The 24,157-nt window shown below is 71.1% G+C and carries 10 protein-coding genes; all 10 read left to right on the plus strand.

Annotated features, from left to right (window positions below; genetic code table 11):
- Window positions 1–28 precede the first annotated feature (28 nt).
- The 10 genes from ACE11G_RS02050 (at window position 29) to ACE11G_RS02095 (ending at window position 23,651) form a co-directional block, all read left to right on the plus strand.
- The gene (locus ACE11G_RS02050; RefSeq protein ID WP_222111488.1) at window positions 29–1,399 is read left to right on the plus strand and encodes a salicylate synthase; all 1,371 of its coding nucleotides are present in this window, start codon (window positions 29–31) and stop codon (window positions 1,397–1,399) included.
- On the plus strand, window positions 1,396–4,905 hold the full coding sequence (locus tag ACE11G_RS02055; protein ID WP_375003504.1) for an amino acid adenylation domain-containing protein: 3,510 nt from the start codon (window positions 1,396–1,398) through the stop codon (window positions 4,903–4,905). The genes ACE11G_RS02050 and ACE11G_RS02055 overlap by 4 nt, the downstream gene beginning before the upstream one ends.
- Window positions 4,902–6,218 (plus strand): SidA/IucD/PvdA family monooxygenase, encoded by a 1,317-nt coding sequence (locus ACE11G_RS02060; RefSeq protein WP_062366505.1) that lies wholly within the window; start codon window positions 4,902–4,904, stop codon window positions 6,216–6,218. The genes ACE11G_RS02055 and ACE11G_RS02060 overlap by 4 nt, the downstream gene beginning before the upstream one ends.
- Window positions 6,215–6,841, plus strand: a complete 627-nt coding sequence (locus ACE11G_RS02065) for a GNAT family N-acetyltransferase (RefSeq protein ID WP_062366506.1) — start codon at window positions 6,215–6,217, stop codon at window positions 6,839–6,841. The genes ACE11G_RS02060 and ACE11G_RS02065 overlap by 4 nt, the downstream gene beginning before the upstream one ends.
- Before the next feature lie 834 nt (window positions 6,842–7,675).
- Complete coding sequence (locus tag ACE11G_RS02070; RefSeq protein WP_062366509.1) at window positions 7,676–8,449, plus strand: thioesterase II family protein; 774 nt, start codon at window positions 7,676–7,678, stop codon at window positions 8,447–8,449.
- Entirely contained in the window at window positions 8,446–9,789 is a 1,344-nt protein-coding gene (locus tag ACE11G_RS02075; protein ID WP_082781256.1) for a polyketide synthase, read from the plus strand. Before ACE11G_RS02070 ends, ACE11G_RS02075 begins: the two co-directional genes overlap by 4 nt.
- Window positions 9,782–12,877: an SDR family NAD(P)-dependent oxidoreductase gene (locus ACE11G_RS02080; protein ID WP_062366511.1), complete on the plus strand. Its 3,096-nt coding sequence runs from the start codon at window positions 9,782–9,784 to the stop codon at window positions 12,875–12,877. Before ACE11G_RS02075 ends, ACE11G_RS02080 begins: the two co-directional genes overlap by 8 nt.
- A 111-nt stretch (window positions 12,878–12,988) precedes the next feature.
- Window positions 12,989–13,747, plus strand: a complete 759-nt coding sequence (locus ACE11G_RS02085; RefSeq protein ID WP_006896082.1) for a hypothetical protein — start codon at window positions 12,989–12,991, stop codon at window positions 13,745–13,747.
- 77 nt (window positions 13,748–13,824) lie between these two features.
- Entirely contained in the window at window positions 13,825–19,134 is a 5,310-nt protein-coding gene (locus tag ACE11G_RS02090) for an amino acid adenylation domain-containing protein (protein ID WP_375003508.1), read from the plus strand.
- Window positions 19,131–23,651, plus strand: coding sequence for an amino acid adenylation domain-containing protein (locus tag ACE11G_RS02095; RefSeq protein ID WP_375003510.1), 4,521 nt, complete (start codon window positions 19,131–19,133; stop codon window positions 23,649–23,651). Before ACE11G_RS02090 ends, ACE11G_RS02095 begins: the two co-directional genes overlap by 4 nt.
- Window positions 23,652–24,157: the final 506 nt, after the last annotated feature.

Below are 24,157 nucleotides of genomic sequence, written 5' to 3' on the forward strand. Positions count from 1 at the left end.
TCTCCGCTGTGAACGATGGGACTGAACAATGGTTGTGGCACCTGCTTCTCCGGTGGGGGACGCGCCCGTCGACGACGATCTGGCCGCGCGGGCCGCCGCGGTGTGCGGCGCATGGGCGTCGTCGGGTGAATTCGGTGAGTACGTCGTCTACGAACGAGACGGACGCTGGACGTTCGCCGCTCGTCCGCAAGCACGCATCATCCTCACCAAGACCATGGTCATCGTCGATCCGGCGCCCGGAGACGACCACTGCACGCCTCGTGAGATCGCCTGGGACGGCGAACCCGCGGCGGCACTGAACCAGGCGCTCACCGGGCTGGGTCTGCCCCGGTGGCGGCTGTACGGCTGGGTCGGATTCGACTACTGCGCGCCGCACTACGGCCTGCTCGACCGCGTCCGTGACGACGTGGTGCTCGCCCATCTGATCGTGCCCGGGCTCGAGGCCTTCGTGGACGCGGACGGGATCTCGGCGCCCGGCGCCGACGAGGCCACTCTCGCGCGACTGCGCGAACTCGCCGATCTGCCGGTCCACGCCGGCGGGGAGGAGTCGATCCGCCGGGCGGAGCCCGTGGAGATCGATGTCTCGGCCGACCCCGACGACTACCGCGGCCGGGTCGCGACGGCCGTGCGCGAGATCAACGACGGCCGATACCAGAAGGTGATTCTGTCCCGCAGTGTCGATGTGGGCTTCGACGTCGACATCCCCGCGACCTACGTCCGCGGCCGCAAGGGCAACAACCCCGCGCGGTCGTACCTGCTGCATCTCGGCGGACTCGAGGCCGCCGGCTTCAGCCCCGAGCTGGTGGTCGCCGCCGACGGGCTCGGGTCGGTGGTCACCGAACCGCTCGCGGGCACCCGTGCCTTCGGCCGCTCGCCGGAGGCGGACGCCGCCGCCCGCGAAGACCTGCTCTCCGATGAGAAGGAGATCGCCGAACACGCGATGTCGGTGCGCGCCTGCTTCAGCGAGATCGAATCGGTGGCGCTGCCCGGCACCACCGCGGTGAACGAGTACATGGTGGTCCGCGAACGCGGCAGCGTGCAGCATCTCGCGTCCACGGTCTCCGGGCGGCTCGACCCGGACGCCGGACCGTGGCGGGCGCTGGGCGTGCTGTTCCCGTCGATCACCGCCTCCGGCATCCCCAAGGCACCCGCCCTCGAGGCGATCTACCGTCTCGAACCCGCACGTCGCGAGCTCTACTCCGGCGCCGTCCTGATCGCCGATTCGAGTGGCGAACTGGAGGCGACGCTGGCGCTGCGCACCATCTTCGCCGAGGGCGACCGCGCGTGGCTGCGCGCCGGCGCGGGCATCGTCGGGCAGTCGCGCCCCGAGCGGGAGTTCGAAGAGACCTGCGAGAAGCTGGGCAGCGTGGCCCCGTACGTCGTGCGGGCGGCGCGGTGAGCGCGCCGACCGAGCGGCCGACGGCCGCCGCAGTCCGCGAGGACGTCGCCGCGCTGCTCGACGTCGATCCGGCCACCATCGCCGACACGGACGACCTCATCGGTCTCGGCCTGGACTCGATCCGGATGATGCGGCTGGCCGGCGGCTGGCGCAAGAGCGGACACGACGTCAACTTCGCCGACCTCGCCGCCCGCCCGACCGTCGCCGACTGGGCGGTCATGCTCGGCGCAGACCCGGCGGACGAAGCGGCTTCCGCGCCTGCCGAGTTCGACGAGTCGGCGTGGTCGGAGGCGGCGTTCCCGCTGGCGCCCATGCAGCACGCGTACTGGGTCGGACGCACCGGTGCCGCCGACCTCGGCGGTGTGGCCGCGCACCTGTACGTCGAGTTCGACGGCGCGGGTCTGGACCCCGACCGGCTCGCCGCGGCGGCGCAGGCGCTCGCCGCCCGCCACGGCATGCTCCGCGCACGGTTCCGTTCCGACGGACGCCAAGAGGTGCTCGACACTCTGCCGCGACCGGCGCTGACGGTCGACGATCTGCGCGAGGCCGCACCCGGCGAGATCGACCGGATCCTCGAGCAGCGGCGCGAGGCCAAGAGCCACCAGGTCCTCGACATCGCTGCCGGACAGGTCTTCGACCTCACGCTCACTCTGCTTCCCGGCGGTCGCCACCGTCTGCACTTCGACATCGACATGCTCGCCGCGGACGCGATGAGCTACCGCACCCTGCTGCGCGACCTGGTCTCGGCCTACGACGGTGCGCAACTGCCGCCCCTGGCCATCGAATACCGCGACTACCTGCGGCATCGGGCCGAGCATCCGGATCCGGCACGCGCCGCCGACCGCGAGTGGTGGACCGCGCGGCTGCCTGACCTGCCGGGCGGACCGGTCCTGCCGACCCGCCCGCCCGGGCAGTCGCAGAGCGCTGCCCCGCGGGTGCGGCGGATGAACCACTGGCTCGACGCTCGGGCCCGCGAACGTCTTCTCGCGGCAGCACGCGAGCGCGGAGTGACGCCGGCGGCGGTCGTGGGAGCGGTGTACGCCGCGAGCGTCGGCGCGTGGTCTGCCACACCGCGTTTCCTGCTGAACGTGCCGCTGTTCCAGCGAGTGCCGATGCACGACGAGATCGAGTCGGTCTCCGGAGACTTCAGCTCCTCGATCCTGGTGGACGTCGACCTGAGGACGCTGACCGAACCAGGCCGCGGGTCGGTGCTCGACCTCGCGCGCGAGGTGCAGCGACGGATGCACGAAGCCGGTGCGCACAGCGCGTACGGCGCGCTCGAAGTGCTTCGCGACCTCGGCCGTCTGCGCGGCGAGACGGTGCTGGCCCCGGTGGTCTTCACCAGTGCGCTGGGGCTCGGCGAACTCTTCGCCGACGAGGTCTACGACCGGCTCGGCGAGCCCGCGCACATCGTCTCGCAGGGCCCGCAGGTGTTGCTCGACGCCCAGGTCACCGAGGTGGGCGGTGGCCTGCTGACCAACTGGGACGTCCGCATCGACCAGTTCCCAGACGGCGTGGTGGAGGCCATGTTCGAGCACTTCACCAATGCGCTCGACCGGCTCGCCGCCGCCGATTCGACGGCGGGCTGGCTGGCCGAGGCGCTGCCGCACCTGCCCGCTGCCCAGCGGGCGGTCCGATGCGAGGTCAACGACACCGCGGCGCCGACCTCCGGGCGTGTGCTGCACGAAGGCTTCTTCCAGATCTCGGCCCAGCACCCCGATCGCACCGCGCTCGTCTGGCGCGACGGGAGCGCCACCTACGGTGAACTCGCGGCACAGGCGCTCGCCGTGGCGGCCGCGCTGCGGTCGGCGGGAGTGCGGCCGGGCGATGCGGTCGGTGTGCAGATTCCCAAGGGCTACCGCCAGGTGATCGCGACGCTCGGCGTCTACGCCTCCGGTGCCGTGTGGGTTCCGGTCACCTACGATCAACCCGCTCCGCGGCGTTCGGCCATTCTGCGGACCGGCGAGGCGTCGCTGCTGCTGACCGACGGGGTCGCGGCACCAGACGCACTGGACGTTCCGGCGCTGGAACTGAGCGACGCGATGGCGGCGGCACCGCTGTCGGGCCCGTACCTGCCCGACCCCGAGGCGGTGGCATATGTGCTGTTCACCTCGGGTTCCACCGGTGCCCCCAAGGGTGTCGAGGTGCCGCACCGGGCGGCGATGAACACCATCGACGACATCAATCAGCGTTTCGGTGTCGGCCCCGACGACCGATCGCTCACGGTCGCGGCACTGGAGTTCGACATCTCGGTGTACGACATCTTCGGCTTGTACAGCGCGGGCGGAGCGGTGATCGCCGTCGACGCCGACGACGCCAAGGACCCGGCGGCGTGGCGCGAACTCCTCGTGACCCACCGCGCGAGCATTCTGACCTGTGTCCCCAGCGCGCTCGACATGTTGTTGACGTTGGCGGAGACGGAGGCCGACGGTGCGGCGCTGGGTGATTCGCTGCGCGCGGTGCTCCTCGGCGGCGACTGGGTGGGCGCCGATCTCCCGGACCGACTGCGCGCACTGGCCCCGCGGGCCCGTTTCGCCGGTCTCGGCGGAGCCACGGAGATCGCGATCCACGGCACCGTGTGCGAGGTGACCCGGGCGCCGGACCACTGGACCAGCGTCCCGTTCGGGACACCGTTGAACAACGTGGCCTGCCGAGTGGTCAGCGAACTCGGTGCCGACTGCCCCGACTGGGTGACCGGCGAGCTGTGGGTGGGCGGCGACGGCGTCGCGCACGGCTACCGAAACGAGCCGCAGCGCACCGCGGAACGGTTCGTGGAGTTCGAGGGCCGCCGGTGGTATCGCACCGGTGATCTCGCGCGCTACTGGCCCGACGGCACGATCGAGTTCCTGGGCCGCGCCGACAATCAGGTGAAGATCCGCGGGTTCCGCGTCGAACTCGGCGAGATCGAAGGTGCTCTGCGCTCGCTGCCCGACGTGCGGCATGCGGTGGCGGTGCTGATCAAGGGGAACGGACCGGTCACGCTGGCCGCCGCGGTGGCACCCGAACCGGGTGCCGCGCCGTCACCGGAGGGCCTGCTCGCCGGGCTGGCCGGACTGGTTCCGGCGTACATGGTTCCGGCGGTGCTCCAGGTCCGGGACGAGCTCCCGCTGACCGGCAACGGGAAGCTCGACCGCGCGGCCATCACCGCGAGTCTGAGCGGCGCGTCCGACGTCGACGCGCCCCGGCGGTCGCCGGAGACCGATCTGCACCGCGCTCTGCTCGACATCGTCGCCGGTGTCCTCGGCGGTGATCGCGAACTGGGCATCGACGACGACTTCTTCGCCGCGGGCGGCGACTCGGTGCTCGCCACCACCGTCATCGCACGGATCCGCGACCTGCTCGACGCGCCGCAGGCCGGGGTGGCCGACATCTTCGCGGCGCGGACCGTGGCGGAGCTGGCGCGCCGACTCGACGCCGCCGACGAGCGGGCGGGACGGCTGGAGCGCGTGGCGACGATCTACCTGGAGATCGCCGCGATGGACGATGAGGAGTTGATGGCGCAGTGACCGTGAACCGCCCCGACGCCGGAGCGTCCGACGCCTTCTCCGCCGGCACGCTGGTGGCGATCGGCGCCGGACCCAAGTCGCTGTCGGTGGCCGCCAAGGCCAAGGTGATGGCCGATCTCGGCCTGCCCGCGCCGCGCGTGGTGATCGTCGACCGGTACGGGGTGGGCGGCAACTGGCTTCCGCTCGGCGGCTGGACCGACGGTCGTCACCGGCTCGGCACCAGCCCGGAGAAGGACCTCGGCTTCCCGTACCGCGGCGCGCCGCACCGCACTCATGCCGCGCAGATCAACGCGGGAATGCTGGAGTACAGCTGGATGGCGTTCCTGGTGGCGCATCAGACGTACACCGAATGGATCGACCGCGGCCGGCCCAACCCGCACCATCACGTGTGGGCTCGCTATCTGGACTGGGCGGCGGCCAAATCTGGGGCCGAACTGCACATCGGCACGGTGGAGCGCGTCCGCGTGGTCGACGGCGGATGGAGCGTCGACTTCCGCACGTCGGACGGCGGTCTCGACAGCGTCGACGGCGACGGACTGCTGGTGACCGGACCGGGTTCGAGTGACGAGCCGCTGCTCGACGATCCCCGCGTACTGTCGGTGGCCGGTTTCTGGGATGCGGTGTCGCGCAGGGCGATTCCGGCGTCATCGCGGTCCGCGGTGATCGGCGGCGGTGAGACCGCGGCGTCGGCGCTGGACGAGTTGGTCCGGCACGAGGTGATGTCGATCTCGGTCATCTCACCGGCGCCGACGATCTACACCCGCGGCGAGAGTTACTTCGAGAACTCGGTGTTCTCCGATCCGACGGGGTGGCCGTCGCTGTCCGCGGCGGAGCGGCGCGATGTGATCCGCAGGACCGACCGCGGCGTGTTCTCGGTGAGCGTGCAGGAGAACTTGCTGGCCGACGAGCGGATCCACCACCTGCGAGGCCGAGTGACCGCCGCGCGACGGGTGGGGGAGTCGGTGGCGTTGACCCTCGGCAACCCAGGCCGGTCGGCGGCCGAGCACTCGTTCGATCTGGTGGTGGACGCGACCGGCGGTCGGCCGCTGTGGTTCCTGGACCTGTTCGACGCCGAGAGCGTCGACGAACTCGAGCTGGCGCTGGGCGGACGGCCCGACCTACCGCGTCTGGAGACGGCGATCGGGCACGATCTGGCGGTCGAAGGGTTGTCGCAGGCGCTGTATCTGCCGAATCTGGCCGGCTTCGCGCAGGGCCCGGGATTTCCGAATCTGAGCTGCCTCGGCGAGCTCTCCAATCGGGTATTGCGCAGTGCGGTGGATCGGTCGGCGGCGCGGACGGGAGCGAAGCGATGAGTGCGTCCGACACGGGATACCGCATCGAACGCGAGCTGACCGACGTCTCGGACGCGGTGCGCGAGGCGGGCGCCCCGCCGGTGCCGTCGACGATCGGCGCGTTCGCATTGCGCACGGTGGAGCCAGGGGGAGCCGACCCGGCGCTGCTGGAGGAGTGGTTCGCGCGGCCGCACCTGGTGCAGACCTGGGAACAGGAATGGTCCGCGGCACGCTGGCGGGACGACGCCCGGTATCGCCTCGACGGCGACTACTCGCGGCCGATCATCTTCTCCCGCAAGGGCGTTGATGTGGGGTACCTGGAGATCTACCGCGTGGCGCGCGACGAGATCGCCCGCCTGTATCCGGTGGACCCGCACGACCTCGGACTCCACGTCGCGACGGCTGATCCGGAGTTGCTCGGCCGCGGGGAGATCTCGGCGTTCATCCGTGAACTCGCCGACGCACTCTTCGCCGCCGATCCCGACTGTCGTTGCATCGCAGTGGAACCCGCGTCGTCGAACACTCCCATGCGCCGGGCCCTGACCAAGCGCGGCTGGACCGATCACGGCGAATTCCAGGTCCGCCCGGACCGCCGCATCGCCCTCCACCTGCTCCCCCGCGAGAGGAGCTCCCCCCATGCCTGAGCACCCCTCACCCAGGCTTGTTCAGCGAGCGAGCCCCAGCAGGCCTGTTGAGCGAGCGAGTCCCCCCAGGCTTGTTGAGCGAGTGCAGCGAGTCGAAACGATCACTCGCGCAGGCTGGGACCGCCCCGCGTGTTGTGGACTCAGCCTGCGCCCGGTGGTTTCGACTCGCTGCGCTCGCTCAACCAGCCTGGAGGGTGGCTCAACCGGCCTGGGCTTGAGTGTTCGTCCAGCGGGCAGCGTGGCTCTCTCCAGGTTTATTGAGCAAGCGAGTCTCCCCAGGTTTGTCGAGCAAGCGAGTCCCCCGAGGTTTGTTGAGCGAGCGCAGCGAGTCGAAACGATCACTCGCGCAGGCTGGGAGTGCTCCGCATTTTGTGGACTCGGCCTGCGTCCGGTGGTTTCGACTCGCTTCGCTCGCTCAACCAGCCTGGAGGGTGGCTCAACCGGCCTGGGGTTGAGTGTTCGTCCAGCGGGCAGCGTGGCTCTCTCCAGGCTTGTTGAGCGAGCGAGTCTCCCCAGGTTTGTTGAGCGAGCGAGTCCCCCGAGGATTGTTGAGCGAGCGCAGCGAGTCGAAACGATCGCTCGCGCAGGGTGGGACCGCTCCGCGTTTTGTGGACTCAGCCTGCGTCCGGTGGTTTCGACTCGCTTCGCTCGCTCAACCCGCCTGGAGGCTCGCTCAACAAACCTGGAGGGTGGCTCAACCAGCCTGGCGGCTCGCTCAACCAGCCTGGCAATGAGGGCTTGCTCAACCAACATGGCGATGAGGACTCGCTCAACGGGCCCCGGCATGAGGACCTGCTCGACCACTGAAACACCGCACGACTTTGGGAACAAGAGATGACTACACCCGCGACCACTCGCAAGGCACCCGCACTCCGGGCGTTTCACAAGCCGGCCGACGCCGACGCGCCGATCCTTCTCGTCTTCCCCCACGCGGGCGGGGGAGCGTCGTCGTACCGTGACCTGTCGGGGCGGTTGTCGGCTCACTTCGACGTCCGCGTGATGCAGTATCCGGGACGGCAGGACCGGATGCGCGAGGACGCCGCGACCGGACTCGGAGAGTTGGCGACCGAAGCCGCGGAGGCCTTCACCGCCACCGCCGACTTCGCCGACCGTCCGGTGGTGGTGTTCGGGCACAGCATGGGCGCGATCGTCGCCTTCGAGTTCACCCGACTGCTGGAGGCGCAGGGCACGACACCCCGACGGCTCATCGTCTCAGCGGCTACCGCGCCGAGCCGAGTGGCTCAACTGCCGAAGCATCCCGACTCCGACGAGGACCTGCTGGCACATCTGACGGGCCTGCAGGGCACCGGCGGCGCGGTGATGGGCAGCGATTCGGTGATGCGGATGGCGCTGCCGGTGCTCCGAGCCGATTACCGGGCGTTCGACGCCTACGACTGCGCCGCCGACGTCCAGGTGTCGACCCCGATCCAGGTGGTCGGCGGAGCGGACGATCCAGTGATCCGGCCGTACCAGCTCCACTCGTGGTCCGACCACGCCGACGAGGTGGAGGTCAGCCTCGTCGACGGCGGCCACTTCTACCTCAACGAACATCCGGACGCGCTCGTCGACCTGCTGGTGCGGACCGCGACGGGCGGAGGAACCCGGTGACCGCGCACCACCCGTACGTCGCCGGAGGCGCGGATTCGGCACCCGACGACGCCGTCGTGATCGCGGGCATGGCGGTCGAGGCGCCGGGCGGCATCGACACCCCGGAGGACTTCTACGCAGCCCTCGCCGCCGGTGAGGACTTGATCGGGCCGATGCCCCGCGACCGCGGCTGGCCGGTGGACCAACTGCTTTCCCTTGACCGCGTTCCCGGTTGGGGTGCCGTGCCCGACGCCGGTGGATTCCTCGACGGCGCAGCCGAATTCGACCCCCAGTTCTTCGGGCTCAGCCCGCGAGAGGCGACGGCGATGGATCCGCAGCAGCGGGTCGCGCTCCGGGTGGCCTGGCGGGCCGTCGAGAACGCGGGCGTCAACCCCGCCGCCCTCGACGGCCGGGAGATCGGAGTCTTCTTCGGAGCTTCCGGCATGGAGTACGGACCCACGGTGGCAGCCGTGAACGACTACTCCGGCCACCGGATCGCCGGAACCGCACTGGGTTCGGTGTCCGGACGGATCTCGCACGCCCTCGGACTGACGGGCCCGGCGATCACCGTCGACACCGCGTGCGCGTCGTCGCTCACCGCCGTGCATCAGGCGGCCGCAGCGATCCGCTCCGGCGAATGCGACTGGGCGATCGCCGGCGGCGTGTGCGTGATGGGGTCGCCGGGAGCGTTCTTCGAGTTCTCCCGCAACAACGCGCTCGCCGCCGACGGACGGTGCCGCTCGTACTCGTCGGGGGCCACCGGCACCGTCTGGGGCGAGGGCGCCGGCGCGGTGATTCTGGAGAGCGCCGGCTCCGCCCGGTCCGCCGGACACCGCATCTACGGAGTGGTGGCCGGATCGCGGGTGAACCACAACGGTTCCGGGGCGCCGATCGTGGTGCCGAGCGCGGACGCCCAGCGCCGGGTGATCGCGGGCGCACTCGCCGCCGCCGGCGTGGACGCGGCACAGATCGACCTGATCGAGGGGCACGGAACCGGCACTCTGGGCGACCCGATGGAACTCGACGCGCTCTCGGCCGTCTACGGCGCCGCCCGGGCCGACGACCGTCCCGCCGCCGTCGGATCGGTGAAATCGAACGCCGGACACGCGCAGGCGGCGGCCGGAATCCTCGGTCTCATCAAAGTCCTGCAATGCGGCCGGAACGGCACGATCGTCGGCACGCGGTTCGCCGACGAGCCGACCGACAAGATCGACTGGGACACCGCCGGGCTGCGACTGCCCGCCGCCACCGAACCCTGGCCGGCGCGCGACGGCCACCGTTTCGCCGCCGTCTCCAGCTTCGGCGTGTCCGGAACCAACGCCCATCTCATCGTCGACATGCCGGAGGCCCCGAATGCCTGACACGCCTCAGACCGGTGCGCAGTACCTCTTGCCCGACGGTCGCATCCCGGTGGTCGTCTCCGCGGACGCCGAAGACCAGCTCGGCCGGTTCGCGGCCTCCATCGCGCGCTATCTGCGGGCGCATCCGGCCGTCGACGCGCAGCGGGCGGCCGCATATCTGCTCGACGCCCGGCCGGTCCGCCGACACCGTGCGATCGCGGCGGTCGCCGACCGCGATGAGCTGCTGGGCGCACTCGATGCGCTCGCCGCCGGCCGATCGCACCCCGCGGTGGTCCGCGGGACCGCCGCCGCACACCGCTTCGCGTACGTCTACCCGGGCCAGGGCAGCCAGCGGCCCGGCATGGGTGCGGTGGACTACGACCGCTCCGCCGCCTACCGCGCCGCCGTCGACGAGTGTCACGCCGCCTCGCTCGACCTCTTCGGAACGTCGCCGATCGACTACGTCCTCGGCCGCGGCGACGCGGAACAGACCGACGACGTGCGGGTGGTGCAGCCGGCGCTGTTCATGCACATGCTGGGTCTGACGGCAATGTGGGACGCGGCGGGCGTCCGACCGTCGATGACCGTGGGACACAGTCAGGGCGAGATCGCCGCGGCGGTGCGCAGCGGCATCGCCAGTCTGCGCGACGCGCTGATCGTGGTGACCGTGCGGGCACGCGCGGTGGACGCGGTGGCGCCCCGCGGGTACACGATGGCCGTCGTCGGAATCAGTCTCGACGAGGCCGAGGCGCTGCTGGCCCGCAATTCCGGATGGATGGAATTGTCGGTGGTGAACTCCGAGCACATCCTGTGCGTGTCGGGGGAACGGCAAGCGGTGCTCGGGCTGATCGCCGCGCTGGAGGCCGAGGGCAAGTTCGCCAAGGAGATCCGCGTCGCCTACCCGGCGCACACCAGCATCGTCAGCAAGTTCGCCGACGAGTTCCAGACGGCGTTCGACGCCTACGGTCTCGGCCGGACGTTCACCGATCCCCGGATCCCGTGCATCGGCGCCACGCTCGGGGAGGCGATCGAGCCGTCGACCCCGGTGCGCGACTACTGGTTCTGGAACCTGCGCAACCGCGTCCGGTTCGACCGAGCGGTTCACACGGCGGCAGACGCCGGAGCCGACGTCTACATCGAGATCGCCGAGCATCCGACGCTGGTGCTGGCGTTGTCGGAGACGCTGGCGGGCTCGCCCGATGCCACGATCCTGAGCACCCGCCGCCGCGAGTGCACCGATCACACGCTCTTCACTCGCAACGTCGTGACGGTCGCGGCCACCGACCTGACCTTCGACTGGTCGAGCTGGGAGGTGCGCGGGCGCACTCGCGGGCTCCCGCTGGAGGCCTTCCCGAACTCGCCGATGCGCAAGACCCGCCTGTGGGCCAGGCCGGACGCCGGCGTCGGAGACGCCGTCAACCGCCCGGGGTGGGCCGCACCGCCCGCCGACCACGACGTGCGTGTGCTCGACGTCCGCTGGCAGCGTCCGGCGAGCCGGCGCTCGGCTGCCCCGCAGCGCATGGCGGTGCTGGCGCTTCCCGGATCAGATCTGAGTCTCGCCGCCGGCATCTGCTCGGCCGCGCCGCAGCACGGCGCCGTGGCCTGGCAGGTACCCGACGGCGGTGCCGAGATCGGTGAGGTCGACGCCGCACTGGTGCTCCTGCCCGCGCGCGGCGACGACGTCGAAGCCGAGCTCGCCGCGGTCCTGGCGGGTTCGGCCTGGCGCGGCGGTCTCGCGGAACTCCCGCCGACCGTGTGGATCGTCAGCACGGGGGCGGAGACGGCAGTGGACGGCGACGTCGCCGACCCGGTGCACGCCGCGGCCGTCGCCGGACTGCGCTGCCTGGCCACCGAGCAGTCCGGGGTGCGCGTCGCGCAGCTCGATCTCCCTGCGCGGCAGCCGGTCTCGGCTGACGATGTGCTAGCGGCCGTCCATGTCGCGGGCGAGCCGGCGATCGCACTGCGAGACGGCGCGGTACTCGTCAAGCGACTGATGCCGACGGAAGCGGGGTCGGTCGCCGACCTCGATCTCACGCACGCCGTCATCACCGGCGGCACCGGGAAGGTCGGACTCGCCGTCGCCGAACGCTTCGCGCGCGACGGTGCGCGCCGGATCACCCTGCTCAGTCGTTCCGGCGGCGACGAGACGGCTCATCGCGTCGCCGCCCGGTTGTCCCGGCGTCACGGAGTGGACGTAGACCTGCGGCGCTGCGACCTCACCTCGGACACCGAGCCGGCGCAGCTGGCGGATCTGCCTCCGGTCACCACTCTGGTGCATGCCGCGCTCGACTACGTCGAGCGGCCGCTGTCGGAGATCACCGAGGCCGATGTGCGGCGCGCCGTGGATGCGAAGGTGAGCGGACTCGCCCGGGTTCTCGACGGGATCGGGGGCGCACCGCGGGTCGTGCTCTGTGCGTCGCTCGCAGCCACCCTTGGAGGCCGGGGACAGGCGCTGTACGCCGCCGCGAACCGTCTCCTCGAGGTGGAGGCCGCCCGGCTGCGGACGACCGGGGTGGACGCCGTCGCGCTCGCCTGGGGCTTGTGGGCGGTGCAGGGACCGCTCGACGCCGACGGGCTGGCGCGCGTCACGGCGACGGGCGTGGTGCCGATGGCGCCGACCGCGGCACTCGACGCGGGTCTCGCCGTTCACGGGGGCGATGCCGTGGTGATGGCGGCGTCCTGGCCGGACCTGCGCCATCTGTTGGAGATGACCGGGTCGGGCGTGCTGATCGAGGAGGTGCCCGATCGCGTCGGCGCACCGGAATCGGGACACGAAGAGGAGGCCGCGGCAGCCGACGCCGCGGTCGAGACGGAGCACACCGAAGAAGCCGAGACGGCGCCGGCCGAGGTACCGGAGACGCCGCCGGCACCTGCTCGATCGGGCGACTTGACGGCGAACCTGATCGACGAGTTGGCGGTCGCGATGGGTCTCGCGGCGACGGACATCGATCCCGCTGCGCCGCTGGTGGCGCTGGGTATGGACTCACTGCAGGCACTCGACTTCCGCAAACGGGTCCAGACCGCGCTGGCGTGCGACCTTCCGGTGGAGGCGATCCTGGGCGGCGCCAGCCTCGATGAGGTGGTTGCGTTGATGGACGAGGCCGCGTAGCGCTCGCGTCATCTTCCGGGTGTGGGGCGCGCAGCGAAACGGACGAATCCGTGACCAGGGTAACCGTACTAAGGCTAGACTTACCTTCTTAAGGTTTGGTTCAATTACCGCATGTATGACGAAGAGCAGGTCACCCAGCCGATCGCCGCTGAGCCGGCGCCGGCGGCCGAGGAGTCGGGCACGTCGATCAACTGGCCCACGGTGATGATGGCGGCGGGCATCTCGGCGGTCGTCTCGGCGATCGTGCTCTCCATCGGACTGGTCGGTCTGATGCTCAGCGACGTCGGCGGCAACCGTGCCGCGGCGCAGGAGGCCCCCGCCACGGTGGTGAATCTCGGTGCGCAGCAGACGCAGCCGCACGCCGCCGCCCCGGCGTCCGACAGTGCCGCCCCTTCGTCGGACGCCCCGGCCGCCGACGCTCCCGCCGCCGATGCGCCGGTCGCCGATGCGCCCGCCGCGGACGCTCCGGCGGCGCAGGCTCCGGCTGCTGCTCAGCAGCAGACGCCCACCGCGCAGGGGCCGACGAAGCCGACGGCCGCGCAACTGCAGGCCGAGATGGACTACCTCGCCTCCGGTGCCTCGAACGCGCAGAAGGCTCAGCGCCTGGAGGGCGGGGCCCGCGCGGTGAACCAGGCGCAGGGCATCCTCGGTCTGGCCGCGAAGTTCAAGCCGATGGGGCTGACTTACCGGATCGTCGACCCGGTGACGGTCAACGGCAACATCGCCAGCGCGCGTCTCAAGCTGTCCTCGCCCGGATACCAGCCCACCTACATGACGATGAAGTGGGTGTGGAAGGACGGGCGCTGGAAGCTCACCAACTCGTCCATCTGTGAACTCGGTTCGTACGCCAACATTCCCTGCAACCTGTAAGGACCGTTGGACCAGGAAGGACCCGGGGCGATCGCCCCGGGTCCTTCCTTTAGGTAAGGCTAGGCTAAAATCGACCCATGACGAGTGACCTGGCCGCCCGCCGACGTGAACTCCTCCGCAAGCGTCTCCAGGAGGAGAGTCTGACTCACCGTGGCGCCGCGGAGGCGGTGCCGGCCCGGGCCGACGGTGCGCGCACGCCGCTGCCCATCGCGGCTCGCCGGCTCTGGTTCGCCGGCCACCGCGATCCGGACGACACCTCGCTCAACATCTCGGTGGCCTTCGCGCTGCACGGGGAACTCGATGCCGAGCGTCTCCGCCGCGCCGTCGAGTCCGTGGTCTCGCGACACGAGACGCTCCGCGCCCGCTACCTCGCGGGCGAGGACGGCGAGCCGGTGATGCAGCACCGCGTCGGCGCCCCGATCTCCTGGACCACCGCCGACCTGACCGAACTGTCCGGCTCGGCGGCGCAGCGGCGCCTGCAGGTGCTGGCCGCGCGGGAGGCGCGGACGCCCTTCCGGCTCGCCGACGACGCTCCGCTGCGAGTCACGCTCGCCGCGCTGGCACCCGAGCACCACGTGCTGCTCCTGACCGTCCACCACATCGCCTGGGACGACGACTCGTGGGCGGTGTTCTTCGCCGACCTCGCCGCCGCCTATCGGGAGACGGAGACGGCGGCGCTCGCGCGGGCGTACGCCGACGTGCCCGACCCCTCTGACGACCGACTCGACGCCGACCTCGCGCACTGGGCGCAGGTGCTGCGTCCCGCACCCGAACCGCTCGACCTGCCCGCCGCGACCGGCGCCACCGGCAGCGGTCGCGTGCACCGCCGCTTGGCGCCGGAGATCGAGGCTGCGGCAGCCGAACTCGCACGAGCTGCGCGCACCACCACGTTCGCGGTCCTGCTCGCGGCCACCCAAGCCTTCCTGCATCGCGTGTACGGCGCCGACGACGTGGTGATCGCGGTGCCGACCACCGTGCGCCCGGCCGGGGCCGAGGATCTGATCGGTTACTTCGGCAACACCGTCCTGCTGCGCGGCGACGTCGACGCGCGGTCGTCGCTGACCGAGCTGATCGGCTGTTCCCGTGAGTCGTTGGCCGCCGGGCTCGCCGCCTGCCGCGTTCCGATCGACCGAGTGGTGGCCGAGTTCGCGCCCGACCGCCGCGCCGGTCTGGCCGGGCTGGTCTCGGCGAGCCTGTCGCTGCGCCGTGATCTGTCCGGGCTCGGGCTCGACGGCCTCCGCGTCGAACACCTCGACCACCTCCACGCTCCCAACGCCCAGTTGCCGTTGGAGTTCGCGATCGTGTCCGGTACCGAACCCGTCCTGGAACTGCAGTATCAGTCGTCCCGCTTGCGCGATGCGGAGGCGCAGGCGCTGCTCGCCGCGTACGCGACCTTCCTCACCGACGTCCTCGGCCGGCCCGACGCGCCCATCCGGGACGCACGACTGCTCGATGACGAGGCGCTCTCGGCGGTGGTCTCCGCGGCCGCCGGACCCGCGGTCGACGATGTTGCCGACACCCTCGTCGGCATGTTCGAGGCCGCGGTGGCGCAGCGTCCCGCCCACCCGGCGATCGTCACAGACGACCGCTCGATCACTTACGCCGAACTCGGCACCGCCGTCGACGTACTCGCGGCCCGGATCGCGCACGCCGCGGGCCCGGCGCTGGCGGCGCCGGACGCCGTGGTCGCGCTGCGCATGTCCGCGAGCGAGGACTTCGTGGTCGCCGCGCTGGCGGTGCTCAAGACCGGCGCCGCCTACCTGCCGGTGGATCCGGACTACCCGGCCGACCGCACCGCCTTCCTGCTCGAGGACGCCCGTCCGGTGCTGGTGCTCGACGCCGCCGAAGTGCAGCGGCTGCGCGCCGAACCCGAAGAGGCGCCGCGGCGTCTCGACCTTCCCGGGCCCTTGCCGGAATCGTTGGCCTACATCATCTACACCTCCGGATCCACCGGCACCCCGAAGGGCGTGGCCGTGGAGCACCGGGCGATCGCCGAGCATCTGCGGGCATTCGGCGCCACCAGCGTCGTCGGCTCCGACGACCGCCTCGTGCAGACCTCGTCGGTCAGCTTCGACGCGTCGATGTTCGAGATCTTCGCGACCCTGACCGCCGGCGCCACCCTCGTGATCCCGAAGAAGGGCGCGCTCACCGACATCGCCTACCTGGCCGACCTGCTGGTCCGCGAGCAAGTGACGGTGATGCACATGGTGCCGAGCATGCTCTCCACGCTGTTGCTGATCCCGGAGGTCAAGCAGTGGACCACGCTGCGCACCGTGCCGGTGGGCGGCGAGGCGCTGCCGGGTGAGGTCGCCGACGAGTTCACCACCGCGTTCACCGCAGACCTCAGCAACAACTACGGGCCCACCGAAGCCGTCGTCGCGGCCACCCATCACCGGGTCGACGGACCGCGCGGCGGCGCGGTGGTGCCGATCGGCCGTCCCAATCCGGGGGTCGTGGCGCACCTGCTCGACGCCGGCCTGCAACCGGTGCCCGACGGAGTGGTCGGCGAGCTGTACCTCGGCGGACGTCAGCTGGCGCGCGGCTACCTGCGCCGCAGCGGACTGACCGCCGCGCGATTCGTCGCGGACCCCTTCGGAAAGGGTGAACGTCTTTACCGCACAGGCGATCTCGCCCGGCGCGGCGGAGACGGGGAGCTGCAGTTCGTCGGCCGCTCCGACGACCAGATCAAGGTCCGCGGCTTCCGCATCGAACCCGGTGAGATCGAGGCGGTGCTCGCCGCGCACGAGGACGTCCAGCGTGCCCTGGTTACCGTGGTCGACGACCGGCTGCTCGCGTACGTGATCGGCGAGTCCGGCGCGGTCCCCGACCCGCAGGCGCTCCGCGACCACGCCGCGCAGACACTTCCGTCGCACATGATTCCGGACGCCGTCGTCGTCATCGACGAGGTGCCGATCACCGTGCACGGCAAGCTCGACCGCGCTGCGCTTCCGGTGCCGGCCACCCAGGCCGCGGGTTTCGTGGAGCCGGCGACGCCCACCGAGCGGCGGGTGGCGGCGGTGTTCTCGGAGCTGTTCGGCGGCCGGACCATCGGGTCCGCGGACTCGTTCTTCGATCTCGGCGGCCACTCGCTGCTCGCGGCCCGCCTGGTGACCGCCCTCTCGGCCGAGTTCGGGCTCGACGTCGACGTCCGGGCACCGTTCGACGCCCCGACGGTGGCCGGGCTGTCCGCACTGCTGGTCGAGAAGGCGCGCGCCGAGCTCGGCGTCGACCTCGACGCGGACCCGGACCAGGACGGCTGGGCGGACGGCGCCTGGACAGAAGGCGGCGCGGAGGGGAGCGACTGGGCCGACGGGGACTGGACCAGCGCCGACTTCGGCGGGATCGCCCTGGGAACGCCGGAGCCGCAGCACACCGAACCGGTCCGACCTCCGCTGGTGGCCGGCGACGAGGTCGAGCGGGCGCCGCTGTCGTTCTCCCAGCTCGCCATGTGGTTCAACGAGCGGTTCGGCGGCGCGAGCGCGGAGAACAACATCGTGCTGACCCTCGCCGTCGAAGGGCCGGTGAACGACGACGCTCTGCGCGGCGCGATCGCGGACGTGGTCCGGCGGCATCGCTCGCTGCGGACCTCGTTCAGCGAGATCGACGGACTGCCGGTCCAGGTGATCCGCGACGACGCCGACATCGAGGTGCCGCTGAGCATCACCGAGGCCACCGATGCCGACGACCCCGTGCGCATCGCGGCGCAGACCGGGGAGCTGATCTTCGATCTGGCGGCGGCGCCGCTGGTGCGCGCACACCTGGTGCGGGCCGGGTCGTCGTCGGTGCTCGCGCTGGTGATTCATCACATGGTGGTCGACCACGGCAGCACCGACATCATCATTGCCGACCTCGCCGCCGCCTACCGTGCGCGGATCGGCGGTCCCGCCCTCACTCCTCGGCCGACCGGACCGGAGTACACCGACGTGGCGCGCTGGCAGCACTCGATGTTCGGTCTCGACGCCGACCCCGACAGCGACGCCGGCCGCTACGGGCGTGCCCAGATCGACTTCTGGCGCGACCGGCTCGAAGGACTTCCGGACGAGATCCTGGTGGCGGCCGACCGGCCCCGCCCCGAGGGCCTGAGCCACCGCGGGGTGATCGTCGACTTCGATATCAGCGCTTCGCGCTACGAGCGGCTCAAGACCGTCTTCCGCGGCAGTGCGGTCAGTGACTTCATGGCGCTCACCGCCATGTGGTCGGCTGCGCTGCATACGCTCGGCGGCGGCGTCGACATCGCGATCGGCACTCCGTCGGCGGGGCGGGCCGACCCGGCGACCGCCGACATCGTCGGGCTGCTCGCGAACATGGTGGTTCTGCGCACCGATCTGGCCGGCGAGCCGACACTGAACGACGTTCTGCACCGCTCCCGCGACGCCGTGCTCGACGCCTTCTCCCACCAGGATCTGCCGATCGAACGCCTGGTGGAGGCGCTGAACCCGCGCCGCACCCGGGCCCGGAACCCGCTGTTCCAGAGCATGGTCCACTTCCGCGATACGGCAGGCGAGCCCGTGGTCCAGCTCGCGGAGGGCACGTCCATGCACATCCTCCCGATGGAGGTGGACACCTCCTACCTCGATCTGAATCTGATCGTGACCACATGCGCCGACGGCAGCCTGAGCGGCCGGCTGGTCGCGAGCGCAGACCTCTACGACGAGGACACCGCGCGCGGTATCGCCGACCGATTCACGACGCTCCTCGACGCTCTGGCGGAGAATCCGCAGCGACGGCTGTCGGAGGTGACGGTCCGGCCGATACCCGATGCACTCGACGCCTCCATGCACGGTGAGGATCCCGCCGTGCTCGCCGAACTCATCGCCGCCCGGTCGCCGCGACGCGTTCAGGCGCGGCCCGCGACACTCGCCGGCCTGCCGCACGCGGGCCTGACGCACTGCGCCTCGGTCGCGACCTGGATCGTCGACGGTCCGGGTGCCGCCACCGCACTTCCGGAGACGCTGCGCGCGCTCTCGCCCGCGTCGCTGGTGATCGACAACTACGCCGCCGCACCGGCGGCCGCGCCGGTCGCCGAGGTGTACACCGCCGGCGGCGGCACCCAGACGCCGACCGAGCGGGCACTGGTGACCATGCTCGAGGAACTGCTCGGGGTCACCGGGATCGGGCGCGACGACAACTTCTTCGCGGTCGGCGGCGACAGCGTCATCTCGATCCAGTGGTCGGCGCGTGCGGCGGCCGCGGGCATCGCTCTCGATCCGCAGCAGATCTTCGACCACTACTCGATCGCCGAACTGGCCGAGGCGGTCGACGCCGCGCGGGCCCGGAACGACGACACCGTCGAGCCGCAGCCGGTCGATGCGTCGCCGATGTCGGCGTCGGGGCTGTCGAGTGACATGCTCTCGGCGCTCGGCTCGGCGTGGGAGGCGCAGCAGTGAGCCCGGAGCAGCAGTCGAAGCCGGCCATCGAAGACGTCCTCGCGCTCTCGCCGCTGCAGGCCGGGCTGTTCTCGCTCTCGGAGATGGCCGGCGACGGCCTCGACGTCTACAGCATGCAGTTCGTCGTCGAGATCAGCGGACCGCTCGACGCCGCGGTCTTGCGCCGCAGCGTCGCCGCCGTCCTCACGCGGCACCCCAATCTCCGTGTCAGTCTGTGGGATCAAGGCGTTCCGCACCCGGTGCAGATCGTGCCGACCCAGGTCACCGTGCCGTGGCGCGAGGTGCGGACCCATCCCGACGATTTCGACGCTCTCGCGCTCGCCGAACGCTCGCAGCGGTTCGACCTGCGTCGCGGCCCGGCGATGCGGGTGGTGCTCGCCGCACTGCCCGAGGGCAGGCACCGGCTGCTGCTCACCGCACACCACATCCTCATGGACGGCTGGGCGATCGCGCTCTTCTTCCGCGAACTGCTGGCGATCTACGGCGCGGGCGGCAGCGCCGACGGACTGGCGCCGGTGAAGCCGTACCGCAACTACATCGCGTGGCTGGCGGAGCAGGACACCGCCGCGGCGCTCGACACCTGGACGTCGTATTTGGACGGGGTGTCGCCGCTGTTGATCGGTGCCCCGGGGACCCCGGCCACCGAACCGGTGCGGCACCGGCGAACGCTCGACGCCGCGGAGACCTCGCGCGTTCTGGGTTGGGCGCGCCGGGCCGGACTGACTCCGGCGGCTGTGACGCAGTACGCGTGGTCGGTGGTCCTCGGCCGGCTCGCCGACCGGACCGACGTGGTCTTCGGGACCACCATCTCGGGCCGACCGCAGAGTCTGCCGGGGGCCGGCGAGATGGTCGGGCTGTTCATCAACACCGTCCCCGTGCGCGTCGACCTGCGAGCTCAGCCGACCGTCCTCGAGGCCTGCACCGCACTGCAGCGGTCGTCGGCCAGGATGCGCGACCTCGGATTCCTCGGCCTCGCGGACATCGCGCGCGCGGCCGGTACCCCGAACCTCTTCGACACGCTCTTCGTCTACGAGAACGCTCCGATCGGTTCGGCGACCGAACCCGTCACCGCGCCGGACGGCACCCGCTTCCTGCCTCTCGCGATGGAGTCGCTGTCGCACTACCCGCTGACCGTCGTCGCCTACGAGCTCGACGGGGAGCTGATCGTGATGAGCGAGTCGGTCGCCGAATCGCTGGGACCGATCGATCCGGCGCAGGCCGTCGAACGGGTGCTCGCGGTGCTCCGGGCGCTGCCCGACGCCGCGGACGCTCCTGCCGACACGCTCGACGCGCTGCTCGATCACGAGAGGGAATGGGCGGCACGGCCGTCGCGCGGTACGCCGCTGCCCGCCGGAACCACGGCGATCGGGCTGTTCTGCGAACAGGCACGGACCTCTCCGGCGTCCGTCGCGCTCGTCGCCGACGACGGCACGTGGACCTACGATCAGCTCCACCGCTGGTCGCTGGCGGTTGCGGGGGACCTGCGGTCTGCGGGAGTGCGACGCGGTGACGTGGTGGCGGTGGCGCCGCGACGGTCGGGCCGGACGGTCGCGGGCGTGCTGGGGGCGATGCTCGCCGGTGCCGCGTACGTGCCGATCGACGTGTCCATGCCGGTCGCCCGGATCGAGAATCTGCTCGACCAGTCCCGTGCGGACGTGGTTCTCACCGACCCCGAGTTCGTCGATCTGTTCGCGGGGCGCACCGTCGTCACCGATTGGGACGGCGGGGATCGGCATGGCGGGGAATCCGTCGAGGTGTCCCCGGCCGATGCGGCGTATCTCATCTTCACCTCCGGCTCCACCGGCGAGCCCAAGGGAGTGATCGGCACGCAGAGAGCGCTGGCCAGCTATGCCCGCGATCACCGCGACCGCGTGCTGTCGGTCGGCCGCCGGCGGCTCGACCGCCCGTTGCGGGTGGCGCACGCCTGGACGTTCTCCTTCGACGCGTCGTGGCAGCCGCTGGCCGCCCTGCTCGACGGCCACGAGGTCCATCTGTTCTCCGATGAGCAGACGCGCGACGCCACGCGTCTGGTCGCGGCGCTCGCCGAGCGCCGGATCGACATGATCGACACCACGCCGTCGATGTTCGGCCAGCTCTCGGCGGCCGGGCTGGTGTCCGGGGAACCGGGTCGGCCGACGTTGACGGTGCTCGCACTCGGTGGCGAGGCGATCGGTCCGGCGCTGTGGGACCAACTGGGGTCGTTGCCGCGGACGGCCGTCTTCAACTGCTACGGACCCACCGAGACCACCGTCGAGGCGATGGTCGCGCGCGTGTCGGAGTCGCCGGTGCCGACGATCGCCGGACCCACCGACCGGATGAGTGCGCGGGTGCTCGACTCCCGCCTGCGGCCGGTTCCCGACGGGGTGATCGGTGAGCTGTACCTGACCGGGGACCAGGTCACTCGCGGCTATCAGGGGCGCCCGGGGCAGACGGCGGCAGCCTTCGTCGCCGACCCGATCCGATCTGGGGAGCGCATGTACCGGACTGGAGACCTGGTGCGCCGCAACGCAGTCGGCGACATCGTCTTCGTGGGACGCGGCGACGACCAGGTCAAGATCCGCGGCTACCGCATCGAGGTGGGCGAGGTGGAGGCAGGACTCAGGGCGGTGCCCGGGGTTCGCGAGGCCGCCGTGGTGGTGGTCGATCGGCCGATCGGTGCGGCGCTGGTCGGATTCGTCTCGGGGGCGACCAACGGGGCGGCTCTCGACGCCGCCGTCGTCCGCGGCGAACTGGCGCAGAAGCTGCCGTCGCACATGATCCCGACGAGGATCGTCGTGCTGCCGGTGCTGCCGGTGAACCGTAACGGCAAGCTCGATTCGGTGCTGCTGGGGGAGTCGGCGCGCGCGGCGCTGGCCGGCGGCGGGGAGACGGGCCGACCGCTCGACGAGGTGGAGGAGCGGGTGGCCGCGGCCGTCGAGGGCGTGCTCGGCACCCGTCCCGGTCCCGACGACGACTTCTTCGACCTCGGCATGGACAGCATCGTCGCGATGGCGTTGGTGACCGCGCTGCGTGCGGGCGGCGACGAGATCGCGGCGCGCGACGTCATGGCCTTTCCCACCGTTCGCGACTTGGCCGACGCGGTCCGCCGGGGCGAGCGTCTGGCGCGGATCGCCGCCGAGCGCGAGTACGGCGAGGTGCCCGCGCTGCCGGTGGTGGAGTGGATGTACGAGGGCGGCCGGTGGCGGCGGTTCACGCAGACGGTGCTGTTCCGACTGCCCGACGGGTGCACGGACGCCGAGGTGGTCCAGGTGCTGCAGGCCGTGCTGGATGCGCACGACATGCTGCGGTCCACCCGGGAGAGCGGAGTGCTCGTGACCCGCGAACCCGGTGCGGTGGACGCGGCGAGTCGATTCTGGGTGATCGACGGGGAGCCGGGGCAACAGTTGGGCACGCTCATCACCATCGCCGCCCGCCAGGCCAACGAGGCCGTCGATCCCGATCGCGGAGACATGGTGGCCGCGGTTCGCGTGGTGCCGAGCGGGGGCGGCGATGTCCTGCTGCTCGCGATCCACCATCTCGCGGTGGACGCGGTGAGCTGGCAGATCCTCTTCGGTGACATGGCCCAGGCCGGCGCGGCCGTCGCCGCGGGCGCGCCGCCGGCACTGCCCGCGGAGTACACCGACTACCGCGCGTGGAGTCGTCGAATGCTCGCGAGGTCGGGAACGGAAGTCGTTGCCGCACAGCGGGATTACTGGCGGTCGCAGGTGCGTGCCGACGACCCGGTGATCGGTTCGCGTCGACCGGAGATCGGCCGCGACACCTGGAGCGAGTTGACGTCGGCGCCCGTCTTGACCGACGTCGCCGTGACGGCCGAGATCCTGGACCGGATCGATCAGCGGATCGGGATGCGTGAGTTCCTGCTGACCGCGCTGACGGCGACCTTCGCATCCTGGCGCGCCGAGCGCGACCAGGACCCGTCGGCGGGAGCGCTGATCGCGCTCGAAGGTCACGGCAGAGAGGATGCGACCGTCGGGGACGACATCGACACCGGGCGCACGCTCGGCTGGTTCACCACGGTGTTCCCGGTGCGGCTGGCCGCGGGCGCGACGGTCACGGTCGACGCATTGGAAGCGGACTCCGGCGAGGGGCGACGTCTGTTCGAGCGTGTCACCGCAGAGCTGGAGGCGGTCCCGAACCGGGGTCTGGACTATGGGCTGCTGCGCTATGCCGATCGCGACGCCGACCTGGTCGAGGGCGTCGAACCGCAGGTGGAGTTCAACTATCTGGGCCGCTTCGACCTGGGTGTCGCGGGTGAGGATCCGGGCGCGTGGCAGCCGGTCGTCGACCTGGAGTTGAACGAGCATCTGCCGACCGATCCCGAGCCGGATCTTCCGCTGCGATACGCGCTCGACGTGGTCGCCGTGGTCCGCGCGACCGACGACGGCCCTCAGTTGGTGACGAACTGGCGTTATTGCTCCACGGTCCTCTCGCCCGCCGACATCGCCCGCCTCTCCACCCTCTGGTCCCGCTCCCTCTCCGCCCTCTCAAGCGCCGAACCCCCAAAGCCTCTCGAGTAGCGGAGGAGCGGACCGAGACGGGGCATCGCACTGGCCCGAGGTGCCCCAGGTTTGTCGACCTCTGGCCTGTCGAGTAAGCGGAGGAGCGAAGCGACGAAGCGCATCGAGACGAACGGGTCTCCATGCGTCCTCGCCCTACTCGCCTGTCCTGGGCCGTTCTATCAGGCCTGTCGACCCCACAGGTTTGTCGAGTAAGCGGAGGAGCGAAGCGACGAAGCGCATCGAGACGGGCGAGTCTCGATGCGTCCTCGGCTTGCGCCTCGTCCTACTCGACGGTCTTGGGGGGTTCTATCAGGCCTGTCGACCTCACAGGTTTGTCGAGTGAGCGGAGGAGCGGAGCGACGAAGCGTATCGAGACGCCCGGGGTCTCGATGCGTCCTCGGCTTGCGCCTCGTCCTACTCGACGGTCTTGGGGCGTTCTGTCAGGCCTGTCGACCTTAAAGGTTTGTCGAGTGAGCGGAGGAGCGGAGCGACGAAGCGCATCGAGACGGACGTCGCCCGGGGTC

This window comes from Gordonia sp. PS3 (genome assembly GCF_041950545.1).
Taxonomy (GTDB): Bacteria; Actinomycetota; Actinomycetes; order Mycobacteriales; family Mycobacteriaceae; genus Gordonia; species Gordonia sihwensis.

What these genes read in the sequence shown, in the direction of transcription:
- ACE11G_RS02070 (WP_062366509.1), top strand. Translation starts at nt 7,676, where the DNA reads ATGACTACACCCGCGACCACTCGCAAGGCACCCGCACTCCGGGCGTTT.
- ACE11G_RS02085 (WP_006896082.1), top strand. Translation starts at nt 12,989, where the DNA reads ATGTATGACGAAGAGCAGGTCACCCAGCCGATCGCCGCTGAGCCGGCG.
- ACE11G_RS02090 (WP_375003508.1), top strand. Translation starts at nt 13,825, where the DNA reads ATGACGAGTGACCTGGCCGCCCGCCGACGTGAACTCCTCCGCAAGCGT.
- ACE11G_RS02050 (WP_222111488.1), top strand. Translation starts at nt 29, where the DNA reads ATGGTTGTGGCACCTGCTTCTCCGGTGGGGGACGCGCCCGTCGACGAC.
- ACE11G_RS02080 (WP_062366511.1), top strand. Translation starts at nt 9,782, where the DNA reads ATGCCTGACACGCCTCAGACCGGTGCGCAGTACCTCTTGCCCGACGGT.
- ACE11G_RS02065 (WP_062366506.1), top strand. Translation starts at nt 6,215, where the DNA reads ATGAGTGCGTCCGACACGGGATACCGCATCGAACGCGAGCTGACCGAC.